We start from the raw sequence: 22,809 nt of genomic DNA on the forward strand, positions 1-22,809 counted from the left end.
ATTGACGGCTACGCTATGGCCATGCAGAGAATCCTTGTCACCGGCGGGGCCGGATTCATTGGATGCAACTTTGTCCACTACATCATGGAGCACACTGTGCTCCATGTCACGGTCCTGGACAAACTCACCTACGCCGGCAACGAAGAGTCTTTGGCCGGATTGCCGGCTGGTCGCCTGGACTTCGTCCGGGGAGATATCTGTGATGCCGCACTGGTGGACACGCTGGTGGCCGATACGGACGCCGTGGTCCATTTCGCCGCTGAATCGCATAACGACAACTCGCTCGAAGATCCCAGGCCGTTTATCGATACGAATCTGGTAGGGACATTCACCCTGATCGAGGCAGCACGCCGTTACGGCACGCGGTTCCATCACATTTCCACGGACGAGGTCTACGGCGACCTCGCACTGGACGATCCGGACCGGTTCACGGAGGGCTCTGTGTACCGGCCCACCAGCCCCTACTCAGCCACAAAAGCGGGATCGGACATGTTGGTGCGCGCATGGATCCGTTCCTTCGGGCTGCAGGCAACCATCAGTAATTGTTCGAACAATTACGGGCCGTTCCAGCATGTGGAGAAGTTCATCCCCCGGCAGATCACAAATATTCTGGACCAGACCCGTCCGCGTCTTTACGGCGAGGGCAGGAACGTGCGGGACTGGATCCATGTTGAAGACCACTCATCGGCTGTCCTCGCGATTCTGGAGCGGGGACGGATCGGTGAAACGTACTTGGTCGGGGCTGACGGTGAACATTCCAATCGGGAAGTGGTGGAATTGCTGCTTTCCATGGATGGCCAGTCGCCGGATGCCTACGATCTCGTGACGGACCGGCCGGGCCACGATCTGCGGTATGCGATCGACTCCAGCAAATTGAGGACGGAACTTGGGTGGGCCCCCCGCTACAAGGATTTCAACGCGGGGCTGGCCGACACCTTGCGCTGGTACGTGGAGAACGAGGACTGGTGGCGACCCCAAAAAGCCGTGACCGAAAACAAGTACGCCGAACAGGGCCATTAGCCTCATGGAACCGGCAGACCAGCTAAGATCCAGACCCACGCCGATCCCCGGACTGGTCCTTTTCGATCTTCCGGTCCATGGCGACAACCGTGGCTGGTTCAAGGAGAACTGGCACCGCGAAAAGATGGCGGCCTTGGGACTCCCGGATTTTGGGCCTGTGCAGAACAACATCTCCTTCAACGCCCTCCGTGGAACAACCCGCGGTATCCACGCCGAACCATGGGACAAGTTTATTTCGCTCGCATCGGGGCGGATTTTTGGTGCCTGGGTGGACCTTCGTGAGGGCCCGACTTTCGGTAAGGTCTTCCACACAGAGATGTCCCCCAGAGAAGCCATCTTTGTTCCCCGGGGCGTGGGCAACGCCTTCCAGACGCTCGAGGACAATACTGCATACTCGTACTTGGTTAACGATCACTGGAGCGCCGCGGCCCAGTCTGAATACACCTTCCTTAACCTTGCCGACGAAGACGTCGCCATACCCTGGCCGATCCCACTGGAACAGGCCATCCTGTCTCCGCAGGACCGCAGCCACCCCCGGTTGGCGGCAGTCGCGCCCATGCAGGGCCGGCGCACGTTGGTCCTTGGTGCGGACGGACAGTTGGGCAAGGCCCTTAGACAGGAGTTCGACGACGACCTGACGGTGGATTTCGTCGGGCGAACGCAGTTCGATATCTCCACAGAGGATTCCTATCTCGGCACCGATTGGCGGAAGTACTCCACCATCATCAATGCTGCAGCCTTTACGGGAGTCGACGCGGCGGAGACAGCGGAAGGCCGTACGGCTGCCTGGCGCATCAACGCGTCCGCAGTGTCCAGGTTGGCCAGGACCGCCGTCGAACATTCACTGACTCTTGTCCATGTCTCCAGCGACTACGTTTTCGACGGTACGGCCGCCGTGCACATGGAGGAGGAGACGCCCACTCCCCTGGGTGTCTACGGGCAAAGTAAAGCTGCAGGGGACGCTGCTGTCGCTTCCGTGCCGAGGCATTACATTGTGCGGAGCAGCTGGGTGGTGGGCGAAGGCCGCAACTTTGTACGCACCATGGCCGGGTTGGCCGCCCAAGGCGTCTCACCCGCCGTCGTCGATGACCAGTGGGGACGGCTTAGCTTCTCAGAGGACATCGCAGGCTTTATCCGGCACTTGCTTCAGAGCGGTGCGCCCTATGGCACCTACAACTTCAGCAACAGCGGCGAACCGCAATCCTGGGCGGACATCGCCAGGGAGGTTTACCGGCTTTGCGGGGCCGATCCCACTCAGGTTGGATCCGTGAGAACGGCCGACTACGCCAAGCCCGGAATGGCGCCTCGTCCGCGCAGCAGCGTCCTGGACCTGTCCAAGATGATGGCCATCGGGTTTAATCCGCCGGACGCCACCCAGCGTTTGGCTGAGTACCTTGAGGCGGAGGTCTAGCGGAGTCCGGCGAAACGGCCTAAAGTGGGCCTAACGGCAGCCTCAAGCAGGGGCCGGGAGACACCTCAAGTGAACATGTTGTAGAGGCGGCAGTTGTCCGCCAGCCACGATCCAAGCAGTGCAGCAGCCTTGGATCGTGGGCCACATGGTTGTGCCTTGAGCTGGACCCGAGCCCGGAGCCGAAAATGCTGCTTCCCAAAATTACGTCCGTCGGTGACGTTGCGCACCTGACAGTTCCCCGCCTCCGCCCGTTCGGCAGACTTAACGGCGGCCGTCTCCTTTTTCAGCCTCCCACGGGCGAGATTGACGCTGGGCCGGGCACCGCTGAAGGGACCTGGGTTTGCCTGGGTGGGGTCCCCGTGAAACTGACGCAGCTCAATGATGCACTGCAGGAAATTGTGGATCGCGCAGCCTCCGCTGAGGCCACCCCCATGGGCGTATGCTCAGCAAATCTTGACCACATCCGCCATTTCGGCGCAGGAAGCCGGTGGATGGGCACGCTGGACCAGCCAGCGTCCATTCAGTGGCTGACCTTGATTGACGGTGCACCCTTGGCGACGCAAGCCCGTCGCCTCACGGCCAGGGCGTGGCCCAGGCTTGCTGGCAGCGACCTGATCGAGCACCTGCTGGATTCGGCCTCGCAACGGGGCCTGAGGGTTGGCTTCCTGGGCGGCTCAGAGGAGACGCAACAGCTCATCCGGACGAGATTCGCTGTTGAGCGCCCGGAGCTGGAGGTCGCCGGATGGTGGGCGCCTGGCCGGCCAACGCTTGGGGACGACACGGCTTCCCGCCAGCTCGCAGCCCATATTTCGGAGACAACACCTGACATCCTTGTTGTCGGTCTGGGCAAACCCCGCCAGGAACTATGGATATCCGAGTACGGCCATTTGACCGGGGCCAAGGTCCTCCTGGCCTTTGGGGCGGTTGTGGACTTCCTGGCCGGACATATTCGCCGTGCGCCTTCCTGGGTGAGCTCGCACAGTCTTGAATGGGCGTGGCGCCTGATGTTGGAACCGCGCCGGTTGGCCCGCCGGTACTTGGTGGAAGGACCGGAGGCCTACGTGAAATTGCGCACGGCCAGCAGTCGTGACATTGAGGCGAGCACTACGGAGGCCGCCCGGCCATCCATCGCTGCAAGGTCCGTCCCGGGGCCCGTGCCCAGCCGGGCTCCGGGATCGTTTGTGCCGGTGACCGACAGGGCCGACGTCGCTGTGATTGTTGTCACCTACAATAATGCGGACGACGTCGGGCCGCTTGTCGCGGGCCTGCGGAAGGAAGCGACGAATCAATCGATCAAAGTGGTCGTGGCAGATAACTCCCCTGATGAAAGCACCCTCCTTCAACTTTCGCACCATCCCGACGTCACAGCAGTTCGAACAGGTGGAAACCTCGGCTATGCCGGCGGTATCAACGCGGCGGTGTCGGCGGCCGGCGACGCCGGAAGCTACCTCGTCCTAAATCCAGACCTGCGCGTCGAACCAGGCGCAGTCGCCGCCATGCTCAAGCGGATGAATGAGCAAGGGGCGGGCATGGTGGTGCCGGTCCTGCTGGACGATGACGGCAGTATCTACCCTTCGTTGCGTCGTGAGCCGGGCGTCCTGCGAGCGCTGGGTGACGCTGCGTTGGGCAGTCATGTGAAGGCCAGGCCTGGATGGTTGTCGGAGATGGACTTTGATCCGGAGAGTTACCTGCACGGGCATCGCGTTGATTGGGCTACGGGTGCGGCTCTCCTAATCAGTGCGGGGGCAGCGACGGCGGTGGGTGCCTGGGACGAGCAGTTCTTTCTGTATTCGGAAGAAACGGATTATTGCCACCGGGTGAGAGATGCGGGTTTTTCCATCTGGTTTGAGCCCGCGGCCCGGATGTGGCACGAAGGTGGGGGGTCGGGCACGTCGCCGCAGCTGACTGCGTTGATGTCCGTCAATCGGGTTCGCTATGCAGCTAAGTATCTTGGGCGTGGCCGGGCGCTGGCTTTCCGGGGTGTGGTCCTGGCCGCGGAAGTTGCCCGCTTGAATAAGCCCGGGCATCGGGTTGCGGCGTGGGCGGTGCTAAGTCAACGGCGTTGGGACTCGCTCCCCCACGCTACTCGGACCTCGACCACAGTTATGCCATGACTGCTGCTTCACATCCCTCCGGTGCAGTCATTATCCCGGCGCATAACGAGGCCCGTGTTATCGGCAGAACGCTTGATGCGTTGAGGGAGGTCATTGCGTGGGGCACTGTTGATGTTGTGGTGGCCTGTAATGGGTGCGTGGACGCCACAGAGGCTATTGCGTCCAGGTGTGAAGGTGTCCGCGTCCTTCACGTGACTGAGGCGTCCAAGACCGAGGCGTTGAACGCTGCCGACCAGGCGACGCTGCGTTGGCCGCGGCTGTATTTGGACGCCGATATTGAGGTCCCTGCTTCGGCGCTGCGTGTGGTCTTTGCGGCGCTGGAGAATACCGGGTTGCTGGCTGCCCGTCCTGCCTTTCGATATGACACCCGAGGCGCTTCGGCGCTGGTCAGGGCCTACTACCGCGCCCGTAGCCGCATCCCGGGTAACGCCCAGAGGCTTTGGGGTGCCGGTGCGTATGCGCTGAGCTATTCAGGGCATGAGCGGCTGGGTACGTTTCCTGCCCTTACAGGTGATGACTACTATGTGGACCGGCTGTTCTCTGCCCGGGAGAAGGCGGTCCTGCCCACCGAGCCTGTGGTTGTCCGGACGCCGCGGACGTGTGCCGCATTGTTGTCTGTCCTGAGGCGTACGTACCGGGGAAACGCGCAGCAGGATCGCATGTCCGGAGGTGCTTCCGCTGTGCGGACCATACGTGAGTTGATCGCCTCCGTCAGGGGGCCGCTGAGTGCTTTTGATGCCGCGGTCTACGTCGTGTTCGCTGGTGCGGGCCGCCGTCGTCCGCTGTCCTCCGGCAATATGGTGACTGCCTGGGAGCGGGACGAGACCAGCCGTTAGTCAGAAGCCGCAACTGCCGCCGCCTTCAATGCTGTAAAGGTGGACCGCGTTGCCGTCGGCGAAGGTATCGGTGAAGGTTCCCTTCACCATGGGGATGGTGCGGTTTTCGTCGATGACGACGGCGGTGCTGCCGCCGCATTTCACCGCGAAAGTTGCTGCTCCGCCGGTGTTCTTGTTCGCTCCGGCAAAGATATAGAGCTTGCTGTTGTGGAGTTTAGTGGCGAGGTCCACGGGGCCGCTGGCTGTGGTGGCGCCGTCGAGAAAGGGTGCATTGAGGATGGGTGCGAGGTCGTGGATTTGCTTATTGACGGCAGTCACTGTGGATTGTGCTTCGCCCGGGCAGTCACGCAGCACATGCTGGGTCACGCAGTCTCCGCCGAAACTGTGGTTGAAGTAGATGATCCCGCGGGCTCCGTGGATGAGGCTGCTCCAGACTGCTGCTCGAATTTGCGGTCCGCTGATGGTTGTCGCCTGCGGCGAGTCCTCAAAGGGATGTCCGACTTCTACGAAAGCCCAGACGGGTGCTTTCCCCTCAGTGAGTTTTCGGATGCGTTCAACTGTCCACCCATAGTTTGCTGCCAGTCGGCATTCGGATTCCGTCAGGTCGTTCGTCGAGCCGTTGATTGCCCCGCCCTCTGTTTTGGCGCAGATGTTGGGGTCAGTGAACCAGTAGGTGTCCGCTGATACGAGATTCTGGGTTCCGTTGATGAAAGCCCGTGATTGTTCGTCGGAGAGCCAGAACGTTATCCCTTTGCCATAGTTCGCGTAGATCATTGATCCTGGTGGTGCGGCGGCGCGTAACTGGTTCTGGACTGTGTAGCCGCATTTGGATTGTTCCGGGACGCAAATAGGTCCTTCGCCCGGGTACTTACCGGTCCATGGAGCGTCTCCTGCACCAGCCCACATGTCCACTTCGTCGCCTAAGGCATAGCCTGATGCCTGGGCTGCTGCGAACGTCGGAATTGCGTACATTCCGGAAGCCCGGACGAGGTCGAGGTCGGAATCTGTGGTTAAGACAACGTAGGTGTTCAGTCCCTCAGCGCGGTCCTTTGCCACGTAGTCCTTTTCCAAAGCGCTTTCGAACCAAACGCCGACTGGGAAGAAATGTGGTTCCGTGGGTAAGGCATTCGTGAATGGCGAGTAGAAGTCAAGGCCGCCGTCGACATCGCGAACATCAATTCCAGGCATAGGGGTCGAGGTGCTGTGCGGCGTTTGGATGCTGGGAGCGGGTGCAGTGATCGGGCCTGGGATAGGCGCGCCGCTGACCATCGCGGTTGTCGCCAGAAGGCACAACGCGGCAAGGGCGCCGAACCTGGCGATTGTTCTCCGCTTCATGGCTAGCGCCTTTCTGGCCTGCCATCGAGCGGCCGCGTCGCTCCGTCGCCGGTGCTTTGTCGTGCCAAGCGCCACAGTGCACCAGCGATTCCCAGCATGAAGAACAAGAGGCTGGCTGCCATGGGGAACGACAGTCCGTCAAAGAACGCGAATGTCACGGCGATCGCGGTTATTGAGGCGAGAACGGCCTGACTGATCTGGCGCATTTGTGCATCGGTCGACAGCTTCCGTGCACGCCAGGCGCCAACGATGGCACAAAGAATCAGCCCTGTGAATGCTGCCAATCCAGCGAATCCCAGTTCCACCAGAATGCCGAGGAATTGATTGTCCACGATGACGTAGTCCGGGAGGAACGTCCCGAACCCACGTCCGACGACGGGGTTGTTTGCCAGCATGCCAAAAGCTGTTGCGTATGCGCTGGTCCTCGAACTGATGCTCGGGTCTGCGGTGCCCACCGTGAAAAGCCCGCGGAGGGTGCCAAGCATCCCGGGAGTCACCAGATACATTCCCGCCGCGAGCACGATGCCGAGCAGCAGCGCACCACGCCGAACCTTCTTGGGCCAGGACGGTATCAGGGCAAGCACAGCGACGCCGAACGCCATCAGTGCCGAGCGTGAGACGGATAGCACAGCTGCTGCAGAGATTGCCGCCACGGGCAGCCATCGCAGGATCCAGCCTTTGGCCCGGTCAGTAACGGCGAGCGCTATGGCGATGGGAAGGGAGGCAGCGAGCACCACTCCGTACTCCAAGGGGTGGCTGGCCATTCCGGCCGCACGAATGAATCCGCCCCTGGATTGCACGCCGGTCAATTCCGAGGCGGCGCTGAAGCCTGGAATGCTGATCCAGTCCACAAGGGATGATCCGGTGGCGAATTGCATCAATCCCAGGACAGCAGTCGCTGTCCCGACCATGACGAGGCTTCGCAGCACTTTGATCAGTGTTTGGCGGCTGGCCAGTCCGTCATTGATGAGAAGGAAGATGCCGGCCCAGCTGGCCAAACGGATGAGGCCGCTGTCTGCGGGGCTGGCCTCCGGATCAGGAACACCGTGCAGCATTGCCAATGAATAGCTGGTCAAGGCGGCGGCGAGAAAGACCACCATGGCGGTACGGACTGTTTGGACGCCTGCGCGCGTTGGCGTGGTCCGTTGCAACTGATAAAGCAGCCACCAAGCCAGGGCCAGGAGTCCGCACAGCGTGGTTGGCCGGCCTACGGAACCCAAGGCTGTAATGGTCAGATTTGACGGAATAAAGCACGTAGCCACCAAGTAAACGATGACAAACCAGGAAACGTCCCTGCGCTCCGGGGGGTTCGCGGTGCTGAGGATGCCGGGATCCTTGGTGTTCTCATAGGAGGGATGCATGGACTGTCCCCTCTACTGGCGTGATCCGGTTGTGCTTCCCTGCGGGTTTGATCCGGTTACGCTTCCGTCGCACCAAAACGCGATCAGCGTAAAGGGTTGCTACTGATGTTAGGGCCAAAGACAGCCCTGCCCACGCTACAGCGCCCTTCATGCGGGTCACGGGGGTTCCGCCGCCGAAGATGACCTCGGCTTTTGACGGCGTGGTCTGCGTGGATATACGGTCGGCCTTTACGGATGCCTCGTTCTGCAGTTGGATCGTTGCGTCGTTGATACGGTCAAGAATGCCTGCCAGAACCTGGTTCACCCTTTCGGCGCTCGTGTCCACCACCTGAACTTTGAGCACGGGTTGGCTGAAGGTCTTGTTCCATTGACCACCGCTGGCGGGGAGTGTCACTGAGAACCCCTGTTGAACGCCGGCGCCATATAGGGTCCCCCTGGTCAGGGCCAGGTCCACCGACGGAGCTTCCTGGTTGACACGGCGCTTGACCATGTCGGCGAATTCAGTCAAGGTCATGGCGCTGCCACCCGAGATCCAGTAGGCCGGTTCGCGTTCGGGGGCCAGGAAAGTGACGTCAGCTTCGGTCCAAAAGACGGGCTCCGAGGAACGGATCGCGCCAAGGGCAGCCAGGCCTACCGCCAGTCCGAAGGCCACAATGTACCATCGGCGCAGAAGTATCCCCAGGAAAGTTGACGCAGTCATGGCTAGCTTGACCCGGAGGACAGTGGCAGGACGCCATGGATCTCTTCATCGGTTTCCTTGGCGTCGTGGGAAGTGTGCCTGCTCCGGGATCCCCCGGGGCGGATCTCGGAGGGGGCGGTCACGGCCTCTTTTGCCAGCATCGTCGGGCTGTGGACAGTGGCATGTTCGGCGGTGTCACGGCCCTCAAAGGGAGAAGCGTCGCCCTCCGGCAAGGTATCTTTCCTTGCTGCTTGCTTCTTGCGGGCCTTGGTCATCAGGAGTCCGTCCACCAGGACAGACAGGAGCAATGTGAGTGCCAGCCCCCCAGCCCCGGCAATGAGGACCAACTGCGTGCGGGCCTTCACCTCGGGAACGGCTTGCCGGTCCACGAGAAGACTCATCGTGGTGATCCTGGCCGGCACCGCGACGTTCAGGGTTTCCTGCATTTCGTTGAGTGAGCGGGGAGTTTCGTCCATCACCGCCTTCAGCAGTGCCATGGTCTCTTCGGGGTTGTCCGCAGTGGCAGTAATGATCAGAATCGCGCCACTGGTGCCGCGGTCGGGCTCGGCGATGTAGGTGGCGGATCCGAAGTTGGCCAGAAGCCGTTCCTTCACAGGCTGCGACGTGATTTTGCGGATCAGGATGTCAAGGGCCTCGCTCATTCCGCCCAAATAGAGGTAAGGATTCCCGGCCTCGCCGATGCTTTGGCTCGACGGCATGAGGACCAGGCTTGCTTGGGACTTGTATTTTTCCGGGGCCGTGGTTTGGATGGCCATGCACAGCAGCCCCGTAACGAGGATGCCTGCAACCACCAGATACCAGCGCCGGACAACACTCGTTAGAACAGTTCGCAGCTGCATCATGTGCTCCCAATATGACGGGGAGCGCGTTGACTGACCCGCTCCGTGGTTTGTTGCACACCCAAAAGGGAAAGCAGGCTTTCTGCCCTTACATCCCATGTGTGCTCCTGTGCTGAGGCTTGGATTCCCCGTTGCTGCTCACACGTCAGCACTGTCTCAAGGCCTGATCGCACAAGTTCCACAAAATCCTGCGACGTCGTGGCTATCTTTACGAACTCGGAGCTAATCCACCGCGTGGCCGGAAGGTCAGTGGCGACCACAGGTATTCCGAAGGCAAGATATTCGAGGGTCTTGAGGGGAAAACTTGACCGGTTAAATTCCGAATCCGTGTAAGGGGTAAGGCCCAGGGCAGCCGTACCCAGTACCCTGGCAACCTCTTCAGGGGGTACCTCGCCACGCCAGTCAACATTCGGCCGGGACAAGAATTCATCAAGGCTCCTCCGGGCGGACCGTTCTCGTTCTGTCCTCGGACCCAAGACGATAATGGGAAGTCGTGTCCTGCCCAGATCACCAAGGGTGGCAAAGTCCAAACGTTCATTAAGCTGGCCGATCAACACAGCGACCGGTTGGCGGACAGTTCCGGGTTCGGCTGGAACGGGGGGCCTGCAACCATTTGGCAGGAACTTCACCTTCCGGCCTGAGAATTCAGAAGCTTTATGTGCCAGTCCGGGCGACACCGCTGTGACGACATCGGCCGCAGCCATGTTGGTGCGAAGGACCCGTTCCAGGTGGGGGCGGGATAATCCCATGAGCTTCGCTGAGGCAAGCCAATCATCGGTCAGATGAAGAAGCCGGGGCGCGGATAGTCCTCGGGGGAACTGAATCAAGGGCGATGTATTCACCACTCCTGCAATGCCGTCGCCCACCTTCTTCGCTGCCGACTGCAGGGTCCACCGGGCGATGGCCTCTGTGGAGCGTCGTACCAGGGGCCGGCTGAAGCCGGGCAGGGCGGGGACGCGCAACCTGCCCACTGTGGGGGCCACGGTCTCAGCCATGCCACAAAAGCTGCGTACCGCGTGACGACGCACGTTCCCATCCCTGGCAACTGAGACCGGTTGATCGACCCAGATAACCTTCGTGCGGGCGCTCAGCGCCTCCGCCAGCAGCCTGTCTGTCCCGGGCACTCCATCCCATTGCGCTCCAGAGATATACATGATGGTGCCGCTCATGCCTTCACCGCCGCGGCTAGCTTCGATTCAGCGGCCGTCATAGCGACAGGACGGGCATTGAAATCGTCCCTGGGCAGCCGTCCCAGCACGCGTTGACCACGTCGCTTCCCCACATAGCCGCAGTAGCGGATCATTGCGGCCACCTCAGGTGCCATGGTCGAAGTCAGACCATGGCGGGAAGCCGCGAAACGCTGGTAAAGGAGATCCTGACGTCGCCCCGCAGAGTCCAGGGAGTACCGCTCTTCAACGATTTGCCGGCCAAAGGACCCCAAGCCGCGACGAAGCTGATCATCGTCCATGAGTTGCCTCAGGATAGCGGCCAAAGCGATTTGTCCTTCTCCGGCTGTGCCGGGACCGAATCCGTACCACCCTTGCCACAGAAACGATGGTAGTGACTCCGATGTCAAGAGTTCCCAAAAGCCTCTCTCGCCTTGCACCACAAGGGGCTTTCCAAAGGACAAACCCCGCAGCGCTGAGCCACCCATGCCTAGTACGACATCAGCAACGGCATAGGCAGGGCGGGGATCGGAAAGTTGACCTGTAAGGGTCACAGTGTCCCGACCGGTGGCTGCGTTGATAAGGGCAGCCCTGGCAGCGACTTCTGCCCTCGCCGGGCCGGTTCCCGCGATGATCAGGCGAACGGGCCCCTCAACGGACAGCATCCGCACAGCATCCATGGCGCAGATGATGCCCTCCAGCTTCAATTCGTGCGCCAGACGGGTAACGCACACAACATTCAGGAAACCGTCAGTCAAGGCGAACTTACGCCTGAATGCTCTCAACCCCGGCGTGGCGGAAACTTGGTTGGCGAGAATATCCACCGGTGGTTCCATAACGTGCACGTCCCGCCTGCCCCGGGAAGCCTCCCAGTGCCGGATTTGTTCTGTACCAACCATCAACGGCATGGATTTTGGTATGAACGGAGCCACAGCCATGGACATCACCGTGGCCACAGAAGTGGTGCCGCGGACCAGTTTGGAGGCAACCAAACACTCCAACGCTGGTGGCCACTCGTATCCGTGGAGGATATCCACTCGGCGCTCGCGGACGGTGCGGACCAATGCGTGGATGACAGCCGGCGAGGGTCGTTTCCCGGGGGCCGGTGCTTCCACGTATTCCAAACCCAGTTCCACTGCCTTCTGCGCGAGCGGCCCCTGCTGTCCAAAGAGCACGACGTCATGGCCCAGGCGCTGAACGGCGGCGCCCAACTCCATAGCATTCAACTGGCTCCCTCCCACGCGGAGGTCATGGGGATAAACAAGGATCCTCATACCAGAGACACCTCCTGGCCCCGGCCCCAGAGCCTGACACCGGCAAGATCGTGCCGGGCCAGGGCCAGGGTTGCTGCCAGCGCCAAAACACCAACACCTGTGGATGCCAAAACAGCTTCAAGGGGTGAACGTATGAACTGGCTCAACAGCATGGACGCAAGCCCCGCGCCGGCAGCAACACAAGCCGGGCGGAGCAGGCGGACAGCCATAGCCCTAAGAGGAACCTTTGCCCGCCGCATTGCCTTCAGGTACAAAGGTGAGGTCACTGCAGCAGCTACGGCAACAGGTGCCGCAGCCAAACCCGGCATCCCACCAAAAAGGGCACCGGCTATCAAAGATGGAACCAAAGCTCCCAGCGCAACCAGTTGGACAGTGAAGATCGATACTGACAATCCCAGAATCACGAGGTAGTCGTAAATCAACTCGTGCAGCACGCGAAAGGCAGTCAGCGGGGCGAGCCAGATAAGGGCCACGCCAGCAGGAGCCCACGCATCTCCATAGACCAGCGTCACCAGTGGGACTGCACAACCCATCATGACGGCACACGTTGGCAAGAGGACTGCTGCAAGCGCCCCGGTCAGCGACAACAGGGCCGAACTCATGTCTTCGGGTTTGTCCTGCAAACGGGCAAAAGTCGCCGGTGCCACGCTGCGAAGCGGCTGGGACAGCAAACTCGACGGCCATCCAGCCATATTGAACGCCATGACATAGAGACCCAGAGCAACAGAGCCGAGCATTCTTCCCGCAATGAGCTGGTCAACGTAGCCCACAGCAAAGACCACTGCGCTCGCGCCGGCCAGAGGTAACCCAAATGCCAACAGCTGTTTCGCTGACCTCCGCGAGAACCCAAAACGATACGGTAACGGTGAATAGACCAGGAAGAGAACGGCGGAAACCAGACTGGCCAGCACCCGTCCGATGGCAAGACTCATGGCTCCCATGCCCATGATGACAAGAACCAGGGATACAGCTGCTCCCAGCCATACATTGACCTGATCAATGATCATGCGTTGGCCCTGCTGGAAGTTGCGTTGAAGGAGCGCTGCCGGCGTTGCTACCAATCCGTTAAGCACGATGCAAAATGCCAGCGCCCTGACTACATCTGTGGCGGCTTCGTTGCCCATGGCGCTAGTGAAATAGGGAGCCAACACGAAGGAACCAGCAAAAAGAATGAGGCTGCATGCAGTGGAGATTGTGGTCACCGTGCCGGCAATAGCCTTCGGGTCACCCGGCCAACGCACGATTGCCAGGCTTACCCCCAACTCGTTGAAGCTCAGCACCGCTACGAGTGCTACAAACGCCACCGCATACGTTCCGAATTCCTCAGGGCCAAGCAGCCGCGCCAGCGCTATCCCGATACCGATTGTGCCCAGACGTGTGACGAACGCGTTGACAACGCTGATCACAAACGCCTTGGACGGTGTGGGTTTGGATTTAGTGGGCACAGGGCTCGGGAGGGTCACAAGGCATCCTCCAGCTCAGGAGAAAATCCGCGGCGGATAACGCGTGCCGGCACCCCGGCCCAGGTCTCTTCTTCAGGAACATCAGTAAGCACGGCCGCTCCCATACCGATGGTTGCGCCGGCGCCGACGGTGCGGCGCTCGCGGACGCTGGCGTTCATGCCGATGTAGGCTGCGCGGCCGATGTGGACGTTCCCGCCGAGGGATACGCCTGCGGCAAGGGTGGCGAAGTCGCTGACGACGTCGTCGTGGGTGAGCGTGACGCCGGGCATGGCTACTACGTGGCTTCCCACTGTGACGGAGGCCGTCATGGTGACGTTCGCCAGGAGAATGCTGCCAAGGCCGATCCTGCATCCCTCCGGCGGATGTACAGATGAGTCGATCGCCGTTGCGTAGCGGTCTTCCGCAAGGCCCAGGGTGCGTAACCGCATGACGACGCTTTCGCGTCCTCGGCCCGATCCAATACAGACCAGCAGCATGGCGTGTGGGAAGGTCAGAGCATCGCGGATGGGGCCCAGTACGTGGGCGCCGTCCACGACGCGCCCGAGTTTGTCCTCGTCGTCGTCCAGGATTCCGATGACGTCGTATTGTCCGGTGTTGCGGACCATGGCCAGGACCTCGCGGGCGAGTCCGCTGGCGGCGATGAGGAGGAGCTCGGTCATCTTCCCTGTCCTGCCGCGCGAAGCACTGAGTCGATGACCCGGACCTGGTCACCCAGGGTGAGTTGGTGGTACAGAGGCAGGATCAATGTGTGGTCTGTCAACCATTCAGTTGCTGCCAGCGAAACCGCTCCCTTGGCTGTCCGGGCGTAGGCAGGTTGCCGGTGTGCGGCCATGATGCCGCGCCGTGCCGATATTCCGTCCTCGGCCAGGCGGGTCATCAGGGCATCCCTTCCCATAGGGAAGGCGTCGCCTACTTCCAGCCAGCAGGACTGGAAGTTTCCGGTTCCGTATCCGGGGTCGTCCACTAAACGGAGGCCTTCGACGCCCGCAAAGGCCTGGGCGTAGTTGGCGGCCAGTTCGCGCCTGCGTTGCACTGCTTGGCGCAGCCGGCCGAGTTGGACGATTCCGACGGCGGCCTGAAGGTCGGTCATGCGGTAGTTGAAACCTACTTCGAGATATTCCTCGGCCGGGGCAAGGATGCTGGCATGACGGTCCGCGGCTGAGACGCTCATTGCGTGTTCGCGGAGCCGGCGGGACCGGTCTGCGAGGTCCTGCCGCGGCGTGGACAGCATCCCGCCCTCGCCTGTGGTGAGGATCTTACGGGGGTGGAAGGACCAAGCCACCAGCTCGGCGCCCGCTCCTACCGGACGGCCGCGGTAACGGGAACCGATGCCGCAGGCTGCGTCTTCCACCACGATGATGTCTAGGGGGTCGCACAGGGCCCGGATGGGATCGAGATCCACGGGTACTCCGCCTTGGTCCACGGCTATGACGGCCCGTGTAGCAGGCGTCAACGCGGCGGCAATCGTTTCAGCGGTGACACAACCTGTTAGTACGTCGACGTCGGCAAAGACCACCCGGGCCCCTACATAACTGGGGGCGTTTGCCGTGGCAATGAAGGAGAAGGAGGGAACAACGACGTCGTCTCCCGGACCAACCCGGGCCACGGCGAGTGCCAGGTGCAGGGCTGAGGTGCAGCTGGAAACCGCGACGGCGAAAGCAGCCTGTTGCTCCATGGCGAAGGCTTCCTCGAACTGCTTGACTTTGGGGCCTTGCGCCACCCAACCGGAAGCGATGACCTCTGCCACTGCTTGGGCTTCTTCTTCCCCAAGCCACGGTTTCATCACGTCGATGCGTGCCAGGGAAGTTTCGGAGGTGGTCATCGTGCACCTACTGAGGGTGTTTCGGGCCGGGCCAGCTGCCGGGAGGCTGCGATTTCTTCACGGAGGGGACGCCACCACGTGACGAGTGTGCGGAGTCCATCTTCAAGTTCTATTGCGGCTTCAAAACCAAGGTCCCGTTTGGCGGCGGTGACGTCTGCGAGTCGGCGAGCGACGCCGTTGACTGCGCGTTCAGGTCCGTGGTCAAGGTGCAGCGGGGATTGCATGACCCGGAGCAGTGTTTGTGCGAGTTCGGCCAGGCTGGTTTCGATGCCGCTGGCCACGTTATAGACACCCTCTCGGACATCGCTTGCGGCTGCGAGGATGTTGGCCCTTGCGACGTCGGCGGTGTGGATGAAGTCCATTGTCTGGTGGCCGCTGCCGAAGATCAGGGGCGGAACGCCGTCGACTATCCGCTCCATCCATCGGACAAGTACCTCCGTATAGAGGCCGTGGACGTCCATGCGGGGTCCGTACACGTTGAAGTACCTCAGGAGGACGTAGTCCAGGCCGGACATGGCCCGGAAGCTCCTCGCCATTCCCTCATTGAACGATTTCGCGGCCCCATAAAAGGTGTCGTTGTTGTGGTGGTGGTGCCTCTCGGTGGTGGGGAATTCTTCTGCCATTCCATAGACCGAGGCGCTTGACGCCGCGATGACCTTTTCCACGTTGTGCTCAACGGCGGCTTCGAACACGTTGAAGGTTCCGTCCACCAGGACCTCAAGAGCCAACCGTGGTTCCTCGGCGCATTGGGTGATGCGGATCGCAGCCTGATGGAAAACCAGATCTTTGCCCCTGGTGACGTCGTGGATCAGGTCCCGGTCCCGCAGGTCACCTTCCACCAGCTGTACGAGTCCGGTAGCCAGCGCATCGTTGAGGTTGGCCCGGCGCCCCCTGACGAGGTTGTCCAGGACGTCCACGTGCGCCGCGCCGGCGTCGACCAGTTGGTCAACCAGGGTGGATCCGATGGTTCCGGCGCCTCCGGTGACCAGGACGTTGGCGCCGAGCAGCTTCTTCACTGTGCGACCTGGAGAGCGACCTCGTTGCCGGCAACGATGGTTGACTGGCCGTCTGTTCCAAGGCTTTGGGTGACGGCTTCCAGGACTGAGAGGACCCTGAGTCCGGATTCGCCGCTGGTGCGCGGCATCGTGTGGTTCCGGATGGATCCGGCCAGCTCGGCGACGACCTGGCCCAACGGTTCGCGTTCCTGCAACGCCGGTGACCAGGTATCGCCGAGGCGATAGGAGATGGCCGAGTTCTTTTTGTCCGCCGCTGACCGTGGCTGCTGTTCCAGGCTGACGCCGCGATCATAGACGCTGAGGCGTTGTTGGGGGTTCAGGTCGTCCCAGACGAGCGTCCGCTTTGAGCCGCCAATGATCATCTGTCGGATTTTGGTGGGACTGAGCCAGTTCACGTGGATATGCACCATGGCGTCGTTTGGCAGGCCGAAGGTCAGGTGGCCTACACAGTCGCGGCCCGTACCCAGGGGATCTGCGCCGTGTGCAGAGATCTCGGTGGGATGCAGGCCTCCTGGCAGGACGAAATCCAGGATCGAGAGATCGTGGGGTGCAAGATCCCAGAAGACATTGACGTCCGGTTGGACAAGTCCGAGGTTGATGCGCACGGAGTCGACATACAAGATGTCGCCCAACGCCCCACTGGAGACGAGCTCCTGGATCTTCAAAACCGCCGGAGTAAAACAATAGGTATGGTCTGCCATGAGGACCAGGCCGCGGGCCTTGGCTTCCTCCACCATTTCCAGGCCCTTGGCGCGGCTATCCGCGAGTGGCTTCTCGACGAGAACGTGCATGCCGGCCCGCAACGCGGTCATCACTACTCCGTGATGCGTGTGCGCCGGGGTCGCGACGGCGACGGCGTCCAGGTTGTACGTGTCCAGAAGTTCGTCCAAGGACTCGACGACGGCGACGCCGCCTACCGTTTCAGCCAGCCGAAGTCCGCGCTCCACGTCAAGATCGCAAATTGCCACCAGTTCCCAATCCGGGCTGGCTTTGAGGTTCCTGGCGAGGTTCGGGCCCCAATATCCCGCTCCGACCACGGCGATCCGTAACTTCGGGGTCATCCCGTGGCCGTTAAGGTGGCCTGATGGAATAGTTCCTATGCTCATTTTCCACTCGGATTCTGTGTTGGATAGCTCGGTTCTTTCTCAGGTAATGCTTTTGGGGCTGCTCGACGTGTCTCGGATCAGCCAGTACGTTCCAGCCAGCCCATCAGTAGGCACCGGAGGGCTGGATCATGGCCCGGAAGGTCCGCCACATGATCATCAGGTCGCCCGCTATCGACCAGTTTTCGACGTAGTAGAGGTCCAGCCGGACAGCTTCATCCCAGGGAAGGTCCGATCGTCCATTGATCTGCCACAAGCCCGTAATTCCAGGTTTGATGAGCAGCCGGCGATGGGTATGCCTTTCGTAACCACTGACTTCGCGCAGGAGCGGCGGACGGGGGCCCACCAGGCTCATGTTCCCGGCCAGCACATTCCAGAACTGGGGTAGCTCGTCCAAGGAGTACTTGCGCATCCAATGGCCGCATTTGGTGACGCGGGGATCCTCGCGCATCTTGAAGAGGACACCGGCGCCCTGGTCTTTTCCGCTGAGTTCTTCCAGCCGCGCTTCGGCGTCAACCACCATCGAACGGAACTTCAGCATCTGGAAGGTGGTGCCTCGCCTGCCAATCCGTTCCTGCCGGAAGAGCACTGGGCCGGGGCTGTCCAACCTGACAATCAGCGCCAAAACAGCCAGCAGTGGCGCCAAGCAAAGCAACGCAGCAGCCGAGACCACAACGTCCAGGAGGCGTTTGAGTGTGTGTTTGCCACCGGAGTAGTGCGGAATATCCACATGCATCAAGGGCAGGCCCTCAACGGGGCGCCAGTGGATGCGCGGGCCGGCCACGTTGGTCAACGTTGCTGCCAGTACCAGTTCGGCGGCATCTTCTTCCAAGCGCCAGCCCAACTCCTGGATGAACTGGTTGCCGCCAGGGACCGGACCGGCAACGATCACCGCGTTGGCGCCCGTCTGACGCACAGTGTGGGCAATGCCGTAAATCGATGACAACACGGGAACCCGCACGTTATCCACCACCAGGACGGCACCCCGCCGCGCCCCTGGAAGGCATGCCCCCAGTATGTTGTACGCGGCACCGGACTTCCGGTTGATTTGCTTGATGACGTATCTGACGTCCTGTGGCTCCCCCACCACAATGGCACGGGACAGGCACCGGCCGCGTGACTTTTCGCGCGTCAGCCAGCGGCGGAACATCCACCGGTTGCCTGTCAGGGCCACTAAGCCGACGGGCAGGGACACCAGGACGAAGGAGCTTGCTGACTCCAGCCGGACAACGACTGCCACGAGCCCCAGGAAGCCGAAAACGCGCAGGCTTGCCGACAGGACACGCTTGTACTCTTCGGCCCCAACCCCAAGTACTTTCGGATCCCGTGTCCGGTAGACCTCCAGTGCGCCCAGCCAGGCAATGCCAAGTATGAAACCGAGCATGAGGTGCCGCTCATATCCCGCGCCGCCTGGCGCAACGGCAAGACCGTCAGTGTTTAGAAAGAATCCGGATGTGACTGCTGCCCCTACCAGGGCGCTGTCTGCCCAGCGAAGACCGTTGGTGAGCGCCTTGGTCCAGCCGGCCCCTTCGTACCGGTCTGACCGATCGGCCAAAGAGGAGGAGTTGCGGGCTTTGCGGTGGGTGACTGGCGGCTTGAGGTCCAGGGTGACATCTGCCCTCAACGCCGCCAGTCCCGCCTTTTCAGCCCGTTGTGCAGCAACGGACTTGTCAATCCAGGGAGACGCCGGCGGATTGACATCGACAACACCAGGTTTCGCGGTGAACGCCGCGCCCAAGGAAAAGTCGTGCGGACCCTGAGGGGCCGCCACCTTGCCCGAACGCAAGACTGGAACTTTTACCATGTCAGCCTTCTTCGCAGACCTGCCGTTGCCTACATCCCAGTGAAGCGGCGGCTGTCAGGAGGCGCACCAGTAGTCGGTACTCAACTTTGCGCAGGTTTACCCATGGCTCCTACGTGCCAGTACCTAGCCGGATGAGGCAGGACTACGTGCTCTAAGCCTCACTGCAGCACCGAAAACCGCTACATTTCGGGCTGGAAACAGGACAAACAGGTCGCGAAACGACACAAGAAACCGGCCACCGCCGGTGACCGGTTAGTTGCCGCCTATTGAAAGTTCCTAGTCCTCCAGGCTTTCGAGGTCTTCGTCCAGGATCTCGTCATCGTCCTCTTCCTCGTCATCAAACACCTGCAGCGGAGTAACCTCGGAATATGCCTCGTACAAGGCGTCTTCGTAAACCTCGAAGGCATCTGCGACGGCGAAGAACGCCGCCTCGACGTTGGGGTCACCCTCGCCCCGACGGGCGGAAGCGGCGGCCAAGTGCTCTTCCAGGGCAGCAGTCAGTGACTGAAGCGCGACACGCGGATCGATGCTCATGACTTCACGTTAGCCCGAAAAGGACGAAAATGGAGAGGGATGAAGGAACAATTTCGAGGCAGCTCCGAAGAGCGCCAACGTGACTATGCACGTCAGTACGAGTACCTCGTACTGACGGTAGGACCTGACGATTCACTGCCCGAAGCCCGGCGACGGCTTGCTGAGCACTCGGAGTACGGGAAGTGGGAGTTGGAACGCAGCCGGCTGTACCTGGGCGGCGGCAGACGCTTCTGGTTGCGCCGAAAAGTCTATTCCGTTCAGCGCACGGTTTAGTCAGCTGTCCACGTGCCTCAGCTGTCGAGACTTTAGCTGTCCAGGGGCCCCAGCCAGGCGTTCGCCACGGTGTTGTGCGCCGATTCGTCGTTAGATGGATGGAAAATTCCAGCGAGTACGTCCCGGTAGAGGCGTTCCAGTTCCGAGCCGCGGAAGTAGCTGGATCCTCCCGTGACCCTGATCGCCAGATCCACCACGTAGCGGGCATTTTCCGTGGCCCGCGACTTGAGTCCAACAAGCTTGGGGAACCACTGGGGTCCATGGTCCACCAGATTGTCGACGTCGCGCGCTACTGCCGACAACTGGGGATAGATACCGTCCATGGCCAGGGCCGCGTCAGCAACTTTCCAGCGAATGTCCGGGTCCTGGGCGAAACTGCGTCCGCCGTGCTTCGCCGAGACCCGTCGTTTGACACTTTCAACGCCCAGCATGAAGGCGCGCTCCGCCAATCCCGTGTAGACGGCCGCCAACAAGGTCTCAAAGCAGGCAAAGATGGCGAAGATCAGCAGGTTCTGGTTGGGGCCGACAGGCAGTTTACGGAAGATCCGCTCCGAAGGAACCGCCGCTCCCTTCAACAGTGTGGTGTTCGAGGCACTGGCCCGCATGCCCAGGGTGTCCCAATCGTTAAGGGTCTCGTGCCCGGGTTCATCACGATGGATGAAGCCGAAAACCAATTCGCCCTCTCCGTCCCTGCCCTCCGCGTCCTTGCCGAACGTTCCCAGGCGGGTCCAACCACGGGACAGGCTCGTAAAGATCTTCCGTCCGGTGAAGCGATAACCTCCGTCAGGCAGCGGCTCCGCAACGGTAGTGGAATCGAACAGCATTGAATCGTTGCCCGCTTCCGAAATCCCGAAAGCGAACACTTCCCCCTTGCCGGCTTCCTTCAACACGAAGTCCAGCGAGTCGTCTCCCCTGGCGGCCATGACATGCGCGACGCCGGTCCACACCAAGTGCATGTTGATTGCCAACGCTGTGGCCGGGGCGGCCGTGGCGAGGCGCTGCTGCAACGCAGCCACCGATTCGAGGCCAAGTCCCATACCGCCGTCGGCAACTGGCACGAACAGTTTCAGGTAACCGGCGGCTGCCAGTTCTTCAAGGTCTTCGTGGAAGAAGAGGTTATTTTGGTCATAACCGGCCGCCCGCCCGCGTAGCCGTTCCAACAGTGCATCCGGAAGGATTTCCTCTGGAGTCATCGCGAACCTGCCCTCCCGAATCTTGCTTTCTTAGTAGCTGCTCAGCAGCCTGTTGAGGACGCGCGCGCCGAACTGCAGGGACTCCGCAGGTACCCGCTCGTCCACCCCGTGGAACATGCCCGTGAAGTCCAACTCGTCCGGCAGCATCAGTGGAGCAAAGCCATAACCGGTGATGCCGATCTTGCTCAAGGACTTGTTGTCGGTACCTCCGGAGAGAGTGTAGGGAAGCACTTTGGCGCCCGGGTCCTCCGAGTGCAAGGCGTCGATCATGGAGTCCACCAGGTTGCCGGCGAACGGCACCTCCAAGGAGACGTCCTTGTTGACGTAGCTGATCTCAATGCCGTCCCCAGCGAGTTCCTTGATGGTCTCGAACACCAGTTCCTGCTGGCCGGGCAACGTGCGGCAATCCACGAAGGCCTCCGCCGATTCCGGGATGACATTGTGCTTGTAGCCCGAGCGGAGCAGGGTGGGGTTGGAGGTATTTTGCAGCGTCGCACCAACAAAGCGGGCAACGGTGCCAAGCTCCTTGAGAAGGATGTCCGGGTTGTCCGCATCGAATTCGACGCCGGTGAGTTCAGTCACGCCGTCCAGGAACTGCCTGGTGGTGGGAGTGAGTTCCACAGGCCACTTGTATTCGCCGATTCTGGTGACTGCGGCCGCGAGCCTGGTGATCGCGTTGTCTGTATTGATCTGCGAGCCGTGGCCTGCCCGTCCATGGGCAACCAGGCGCAACCAGGACAGCCCCTTTTCTGCAGTTTGAAGCAGGTAGGTCCGCTGGCCACCGATAGTCGCGGAGAATCCACCCACTTCGGAGATAGCCTCGGTGGCCCCATCGAACAATTCTCGTCTGTGCTCCACGGCATAGCGGGCGCCATAGGTACCGCCCGCTTCCTCGTCTGCGAAGAAGGCAAAAATGATGTCCCGCTTGGGCTTGCGGCCAGTCCTGGCGAAGTCCCGCATCACTGACAGGATCATGGCATCCATGTCCTTCATGTCCACGGCACCGCGGCCCCAGATCAGTCCATCCTTCAGCTCACCACTGAAGGGGTCAACGCTCCACTGATCCTTCAGGGCCGGCACAACGTCCAGGTGTCCGTGGACCACCAGCGCGTCGGCTGAGGGGTCCTCCCCCGCCATGCGCGTGACGACGTTGGCGCGTCCCGGTGCGGACTCGAAAATCTCGGCCTCAAGACCCACTTCCGTGATCAGGCCAGCCGTGTACTCCGCAGCAGCGCGTTCGCCCGGTCCGGTGTCGTCGCCGAAGTTGGAGGAGTCGATACGGATGAGCTCCTGGCAGATCCGGACAACTTCATCTTCGGGGCGGATGACAGACATGGAAATTCTCCTTGCGTTGGCTGGGCTGCAGGTGCCGGCGACGCGCACTGCGGACCCCGCAGTTCTACCGTCCCGTGTTCCACCAGCCTACTCACCGGAAGCGCCGTCGGTTGAGCAATTCCGGGCATCGCCACGGGTTGAAAGCTTGCACCCGGTCCTCACCAGCATCGATTTTTTAGTTGCTTCAAACCGTGTTAGAGTTTTTCTCGC

The 22,809-nt window shown here is 61.3% G+C and carries 20 protein-coding genes; 5 read left to right on the forward strand and 15 right to left on the reverse strand.

The features are described 5' to 3' along the window. The first annotated feature begins 21 nt into the window (after positions 1-21). The 4 genes from rfbB (at position 22) to AB4Z15_RS14540 (ending at position 5,381) form a co-directional block, all read left to right on the forward strand. Positions 22-1,020: a dTDP-glucose 4,6-dehydratase gene (gene rfbB, locus AB4Z15_RS14525; RefSeq protein ID WP_442005327.1), complete on the forward strand. Its 999-nt coding sequence runs from the start codon at positions 22-24 to the stop codon at positions 1,018-1,020. Positions 1,021-1,024: 4 nt separating this feature from the next. After that, positions 1,025-2,431 carry a sugar nucleotide-binding protein gene (locus AB4Z15_RS14530; protein ID WP_442017825.1) on the forward strand — a complete coding sequence of 469 codons (1,407 nt, stop codon included), beginning with the start codon at positions 1,025-1,027 and terminating at the stop codon, positions 2,429-2,431. A 185-nt stretch (positions 2,432-2,616) separates the two neighbouring features. Continuing rightward, a complete protein-coding gene (locus AB4Z15_RS14535; protein ID WP_442005329.1) occupies positions 2,617-4,545 on the forward strand; it encodes a WecB/TagA/CpsF family glycosyltransferase in 1,929 nt (642 codons plus the stop codon). Further along, complete coding sequence (locus AB4Z15_RS14540; protein WP_442005330.1) at positions 4,542-5,381, forward strand: glycosyltransferase; 840 nt, start codon at positions 4,542-4,544, stop codon at positions 5,379-5,381. The genes AB4Z15_RS14535 and AB4Z15_RS14540 overlap by 4 nt, the downstream gene beginning before the upstream one ends. Here AB4Z15_RS14540 and AB4Z15_RS14545 read toward each other — a convergent pair whose 3' ends face one another. From AB4Z15_RS14545 to AB4Z15_RS14605, 13 genes are all read right to left on the reverse strand, one after another. Then, entirely contained in the window at positions 5,382-6,716 is a 1,335-nt protein-coding gene (locus AB4Z15_RS14545) for a hypothetical protein (RefSeq protein WP_442017826.1), read from the reverse strand. 2 nt (positions 6,717-6,718) lie between these two features. After that, positions 6,719-8,077 (reverse strand): O-antigen ligase family protein, encoded by a 1,359-nt coding sequence (locus AB4Z15_RS14550; RefSeq protein ID WP_442005332.1) that lies wholly within the window; start codon positions 8,075-8,077, stop codon positions 6,719-6,721. Continuing rightward, positions 8,061-8,777, reverse strand: a complete 717-nt coding sequence (locus AB4Z15_RS14555; protein WP_442005333.1) for a hypothetical protein — start codon at positions 8,775-8,777, stop codon at positions 8,061-8,063. Before AB4Z15_RS14555 ends, AB4Z15_RS14550 begins: the two co-directional genes overlap by 17 nt. Before the next feature lie 2 nt (positions 8,778-8,779). Then, on the reverse strand, positions 8,780-9,619 hold the full coding sequence (locus AB4Z15_RS14560; RefSeq protein ID WP_442005334.1) for a hypothetical protein: 840 nt from the start codon (positions 9,617-9,619) through the stop codon (positions 8,780-8,782). Beyond that, entirely contained in the window at positions 9,616-10,611 is a 996-nt protein-coding gene (locus tag AB4Z15_RS14565; protein WP_442005335.1) for a glycosyltransferase, read from the reverse strand. Before AB4Z15_RS14565 ends, AB4Z15_RS14560 begins: the two co-directional genes overlap by 4 nt. 170 nt (positions 10,612-10,781) lie before the next feature. Then, a complete protein-coding gene (locus tag AB4Z15_RS14570; protein WP_442017827.1) occupies positions 10,782-12,056 on the reverse strand; it encodes a glycosyltransferase family 4 protein in 1,275 nt (424 codons plus the stop codon). After that, on the reverse strand, positions 12,053-13,519 hold the full coding sequence (locus AB4Z15_RS14575) for an oligosaccharide flippase family protein (RefSeq protein WP_442017828.1): 1,467 nt from the start codon (positions 13,517-13,519) through the stop codon (positions 12,053-12,055). The genes AB4Z15_RS14570 and AB4Z15_RS14575 overlap by 4 nt, the downstream gene beginning before the upstream one ends. After that, complete coding sequence (locus tag AB4Z15_RS14580; RefSeq protein WP_442017829.1) at positions 13,516-14,178, reverse strand: acetyltransferase; 663 nt, start codon at positions 14,176-14,178, stop codon at positions 13,516-13,518. The genes AB4Z15_RS14575 and AB4Z15_RS14580 overlap by 4 nt, the downstream gene beginning before the upstream one ends. Next, positions 14,175-15,341: a DegT/DnrJ/EryC1/StrS family aminotransferase gene (locus tag AB4Z15_RS14585; protein ID WP_442017830.1), complete on the reverse strand. Its 1,167-nt coding sequence runs from the start codon at positions 15,339-15,341 to the stop codon at positions 14,175-14,177. Before AB4Z15_RS14585 ends, AB4Z15_RS14580 begins: the two co-directional genes overlap by 4 nt. Continuing rightward, positions 15,338-16,357: an NAD-dependent epimerase/dehydratase family protein gene (locus AB4Z15_RS14590; RefSeq protein WP_442017831.1), complete on the reverse strand. Its 1,020-nt coding sequence runs from the start codon at positions 16,355-16,357 to the stop codon at positions 15,338-15,340. Before AB4Z15_RS14590 ends, AB4Z15_RS14585 begins: the two co-directional genes overlap by 4 nt. Beyond that, positions 16,354-17,463 carry a Gfo/Idh/MocA family protein gene (locus tag AB4Z15_RS14595; protein ID WP_442017832.1) on the reverse strand — a complete coding sequence of 370 codons (1,110 nt, stop codon included), beginning with the start codon at positions 17,461-17,463 and terminating at the stop codon, positions 16,354-16,356. Before AB4Z15_RS14595 ends, AB4Z15_RS14590 begins: the two co-directional genes overlap by 4 nt. 103 nt (positions 17,464-17,566) lie before the next feature. After that, positions 17,567-19,264, reverse strand: coding sequence for a sugar transferase (locus AB4Z15_RS14600; RefSeq protein WP_442017833.1), 1,698 nt, complete (start codon positions 19,262-19,264; stop codon positions 17,567-17,569). Positions 19,265-19,540: 276 nt separating this feature from the next. Further along, complete coding sequence (locus AB4Z15_RS14605) at positions 19,541-19,798, reverse strand: hypothetical protein (protein ID WP_431115260.1); 258 nt, start codon at positions 19,796-19,798, stop codon at positions 19,541-19,543. A 39-nt stretch (positions 19,799-19,837) separates the two neighbouring features. On the opposite strand from AB4Z15_RS14605, the gene AB4Z15_RS14610 reads away from it, so the two are divergent. Continuing rightward, positions 19,838-20,071: a DUF5703 family protein gene (locus AB4Z15_RS14610; protein WP_216925728.1), complete on the forward strand. Its 234-nt coding sequence runs from the start codon at positions 19,838-19,840 to the stop codon at positions 20,069-20,071. Positions 20,072-20,103: 32 nt separating this feature from the next. On the opposite strand, the gene AB4Z15_RS14615 is transcribed toward AB4Z15_RS14610, so the two are convergent. Both AB4Z15_RS14615 and AB4Z15_RS14620 read right to left on the reverse strand, forming a co-directional pair. After that, the gene (locus AB4Z15_RS14615; protein WP_442017834.1) at positions 20,104-21,264 is read right to left on the reverse strand and encodes an acyl-CoA dehydrogenase family protein; all 1,161 of its coding nucleotides are present in this window, start codon (positions 21,262-21,264) and stop codon (positions 20,104-20,106) included. 30 nt (positions 21,265-21,294) lie between these two features. Beyond that, a complete protein-coding gene (locus AB4Z15_RS14620) occupies positions 21,295-22,599 on the reverse strand; it encodes a M20/M25/M40 family metallo-hydrolase (RefSeq protein ID WP_442017835.1) in 1,305 nt (434 codons plus the stop codon). Between the last annotated feature and the right edge of the window lie 210 nt (positions 22,600-22,809).

The organism is Paenarthrobacter sp. 2TAF44, assembly GCF_052114885.1.
In the GTDB taxonomy this organism is placed as follows: domain Bacteria; phylum Actinomycetota; class Actinomycetes; order Actinomycetales; family Micrococcaceae; genus Arthrobacter.

Excerpts from the sequence above, each read along its gene's own strand:
- AB4Z15_RS14600 (WP_442017833.1), bottom strand. The coding sequence starts at position 19,264 with ATGGTAAAAGTTCCAGTCTTGCGTTCGGGCAAGGTGGCGGCCCCTCAG.
- AB4Z15_RS14545 (WP_442017826.1), bottom strand. The coding sequence starts at position 6,716 with ATGAAGCGGAGAACAATCGCCAGGTTCGGCGCCCTTGCCGCGTTGTGC.
- rfbB (WP_442005327.1), top strand. The coding sequence starts at position 22 with ATGCAGAGAATCCTTGTCACCGGCGGGGCCGGATTCATTGGATGCAAC.
- AB4Z15_RS14540 (WP_442005330.1), top strand. The coding sequence starts at position 4,542 with ATGACTGCTGCTTCACATCCCTCCGGTGCAGTCATTATCCCGGCGCAT.
- AB4Z15_RS14595 (WP_442017832.1), bottom strand. The coding sequence starts at position 17,463 with ATGAGCATAGGAACTATTCCATCAGGCCACCTTAACGGCCACGGGATG.
- AB4Z15_RS14550 (WP_442005332.1), bottom strand. The coding sequence starts at position 8,077 with ATGCATCCCTCCTATGAGAACACCAAGGATCCCGGCATCCTCAGCACC.
- AB4Z15_RS14605 (WP_431115260.1), bottom strand. The coding sequence starts at position 19,798 with ATGAGCATCGATCCGCGTGTCGCGCTTCAGTCACTGACTGCTGCCCTG.
- AB4Z15_RS14610 (WP_216925728.1), top strand. The coding sequence starts at position 19,838 with ATGAAGGAACAATTTCGAGGCAGCTCCGAAGAGCGCCAACGTGACTAT.
- AB4Z15_RS14565 (WP_442005335.1), bottom strand. The coding sequence starts at position 10,611 with ATGGCTGAGACCGTGGCCCCCACAGTGGGCAGGTTGCGCGTCCCCGCC.
- AB4Z15_RS14530 (WP_442017825.1), top strand. The coding sequence starts at position 1,025 with ATGGAACCGGCAGACCAGCTAAGATCCAGACCCACGCCGATCCCCGGA.
- AB4Z15_RS14535 (WP_442005329.1), top strand. The coding sequence starts at position 2,617 with ATGCTGCTTCCCAAAATTACGTCCGTCGGTGACGTTGCGCACCTGACA.
- AB4Z15_RS14620 (WP_442017835.1), bottom strand. The coding sequence starts at position 22,599 with ATGTCTGTCATCCGCCCCGAAGATGAAGTTGTCCGGATCTGCCAGGAG.
- AB4Z15_RS14560 (WP_442005334.1), bottom strand. The coding sequence starts at position 9,619 with ATGATGCAGCTGCGAACTGTTCTAACGAGTGTTGTCCGGCGCTGGTAT.
- AB4Z15_RS14615 (WP_442017834.1), bottom strand. The coding sequence starts at position 21,264 with ATGACTCCAGAGGAAATCCTTCCGGATGCACTGTTGGAACGGCTACGC.
- AB4Z15_RS14580 (WP_442017829.1), bottom strand. The coding sequence starts at position 14,178 with ATGACCGAGCTCCTCCTCATCGCCGCCAGCGGACTCGCCCGCGAGGTC.
- AB4Z15_RS14570 (WP_442017827.1), bottom strand. The coding sequence starts at position 12,056 with ATGAGGATCCTTGTTTATCCCCATGACCTCCGCGTGGGAGGGAGCCAG.
- AB4Z15_RS14585 (WP_442017830.1), bottom strand. The coding sequence starts at position 15,341 with ATGACCACCTCCGAAACTTCCCTGGCACGCATCGACGTGATGAAACCG.
- AB4Z15_RS14555 (WP_442005333.1), bottom strand. The coding sequence starts at position 8,777 with ATGACTGCGTCAACTTTCCTGGGGATACTTCTGCGCCGATGGTACATT.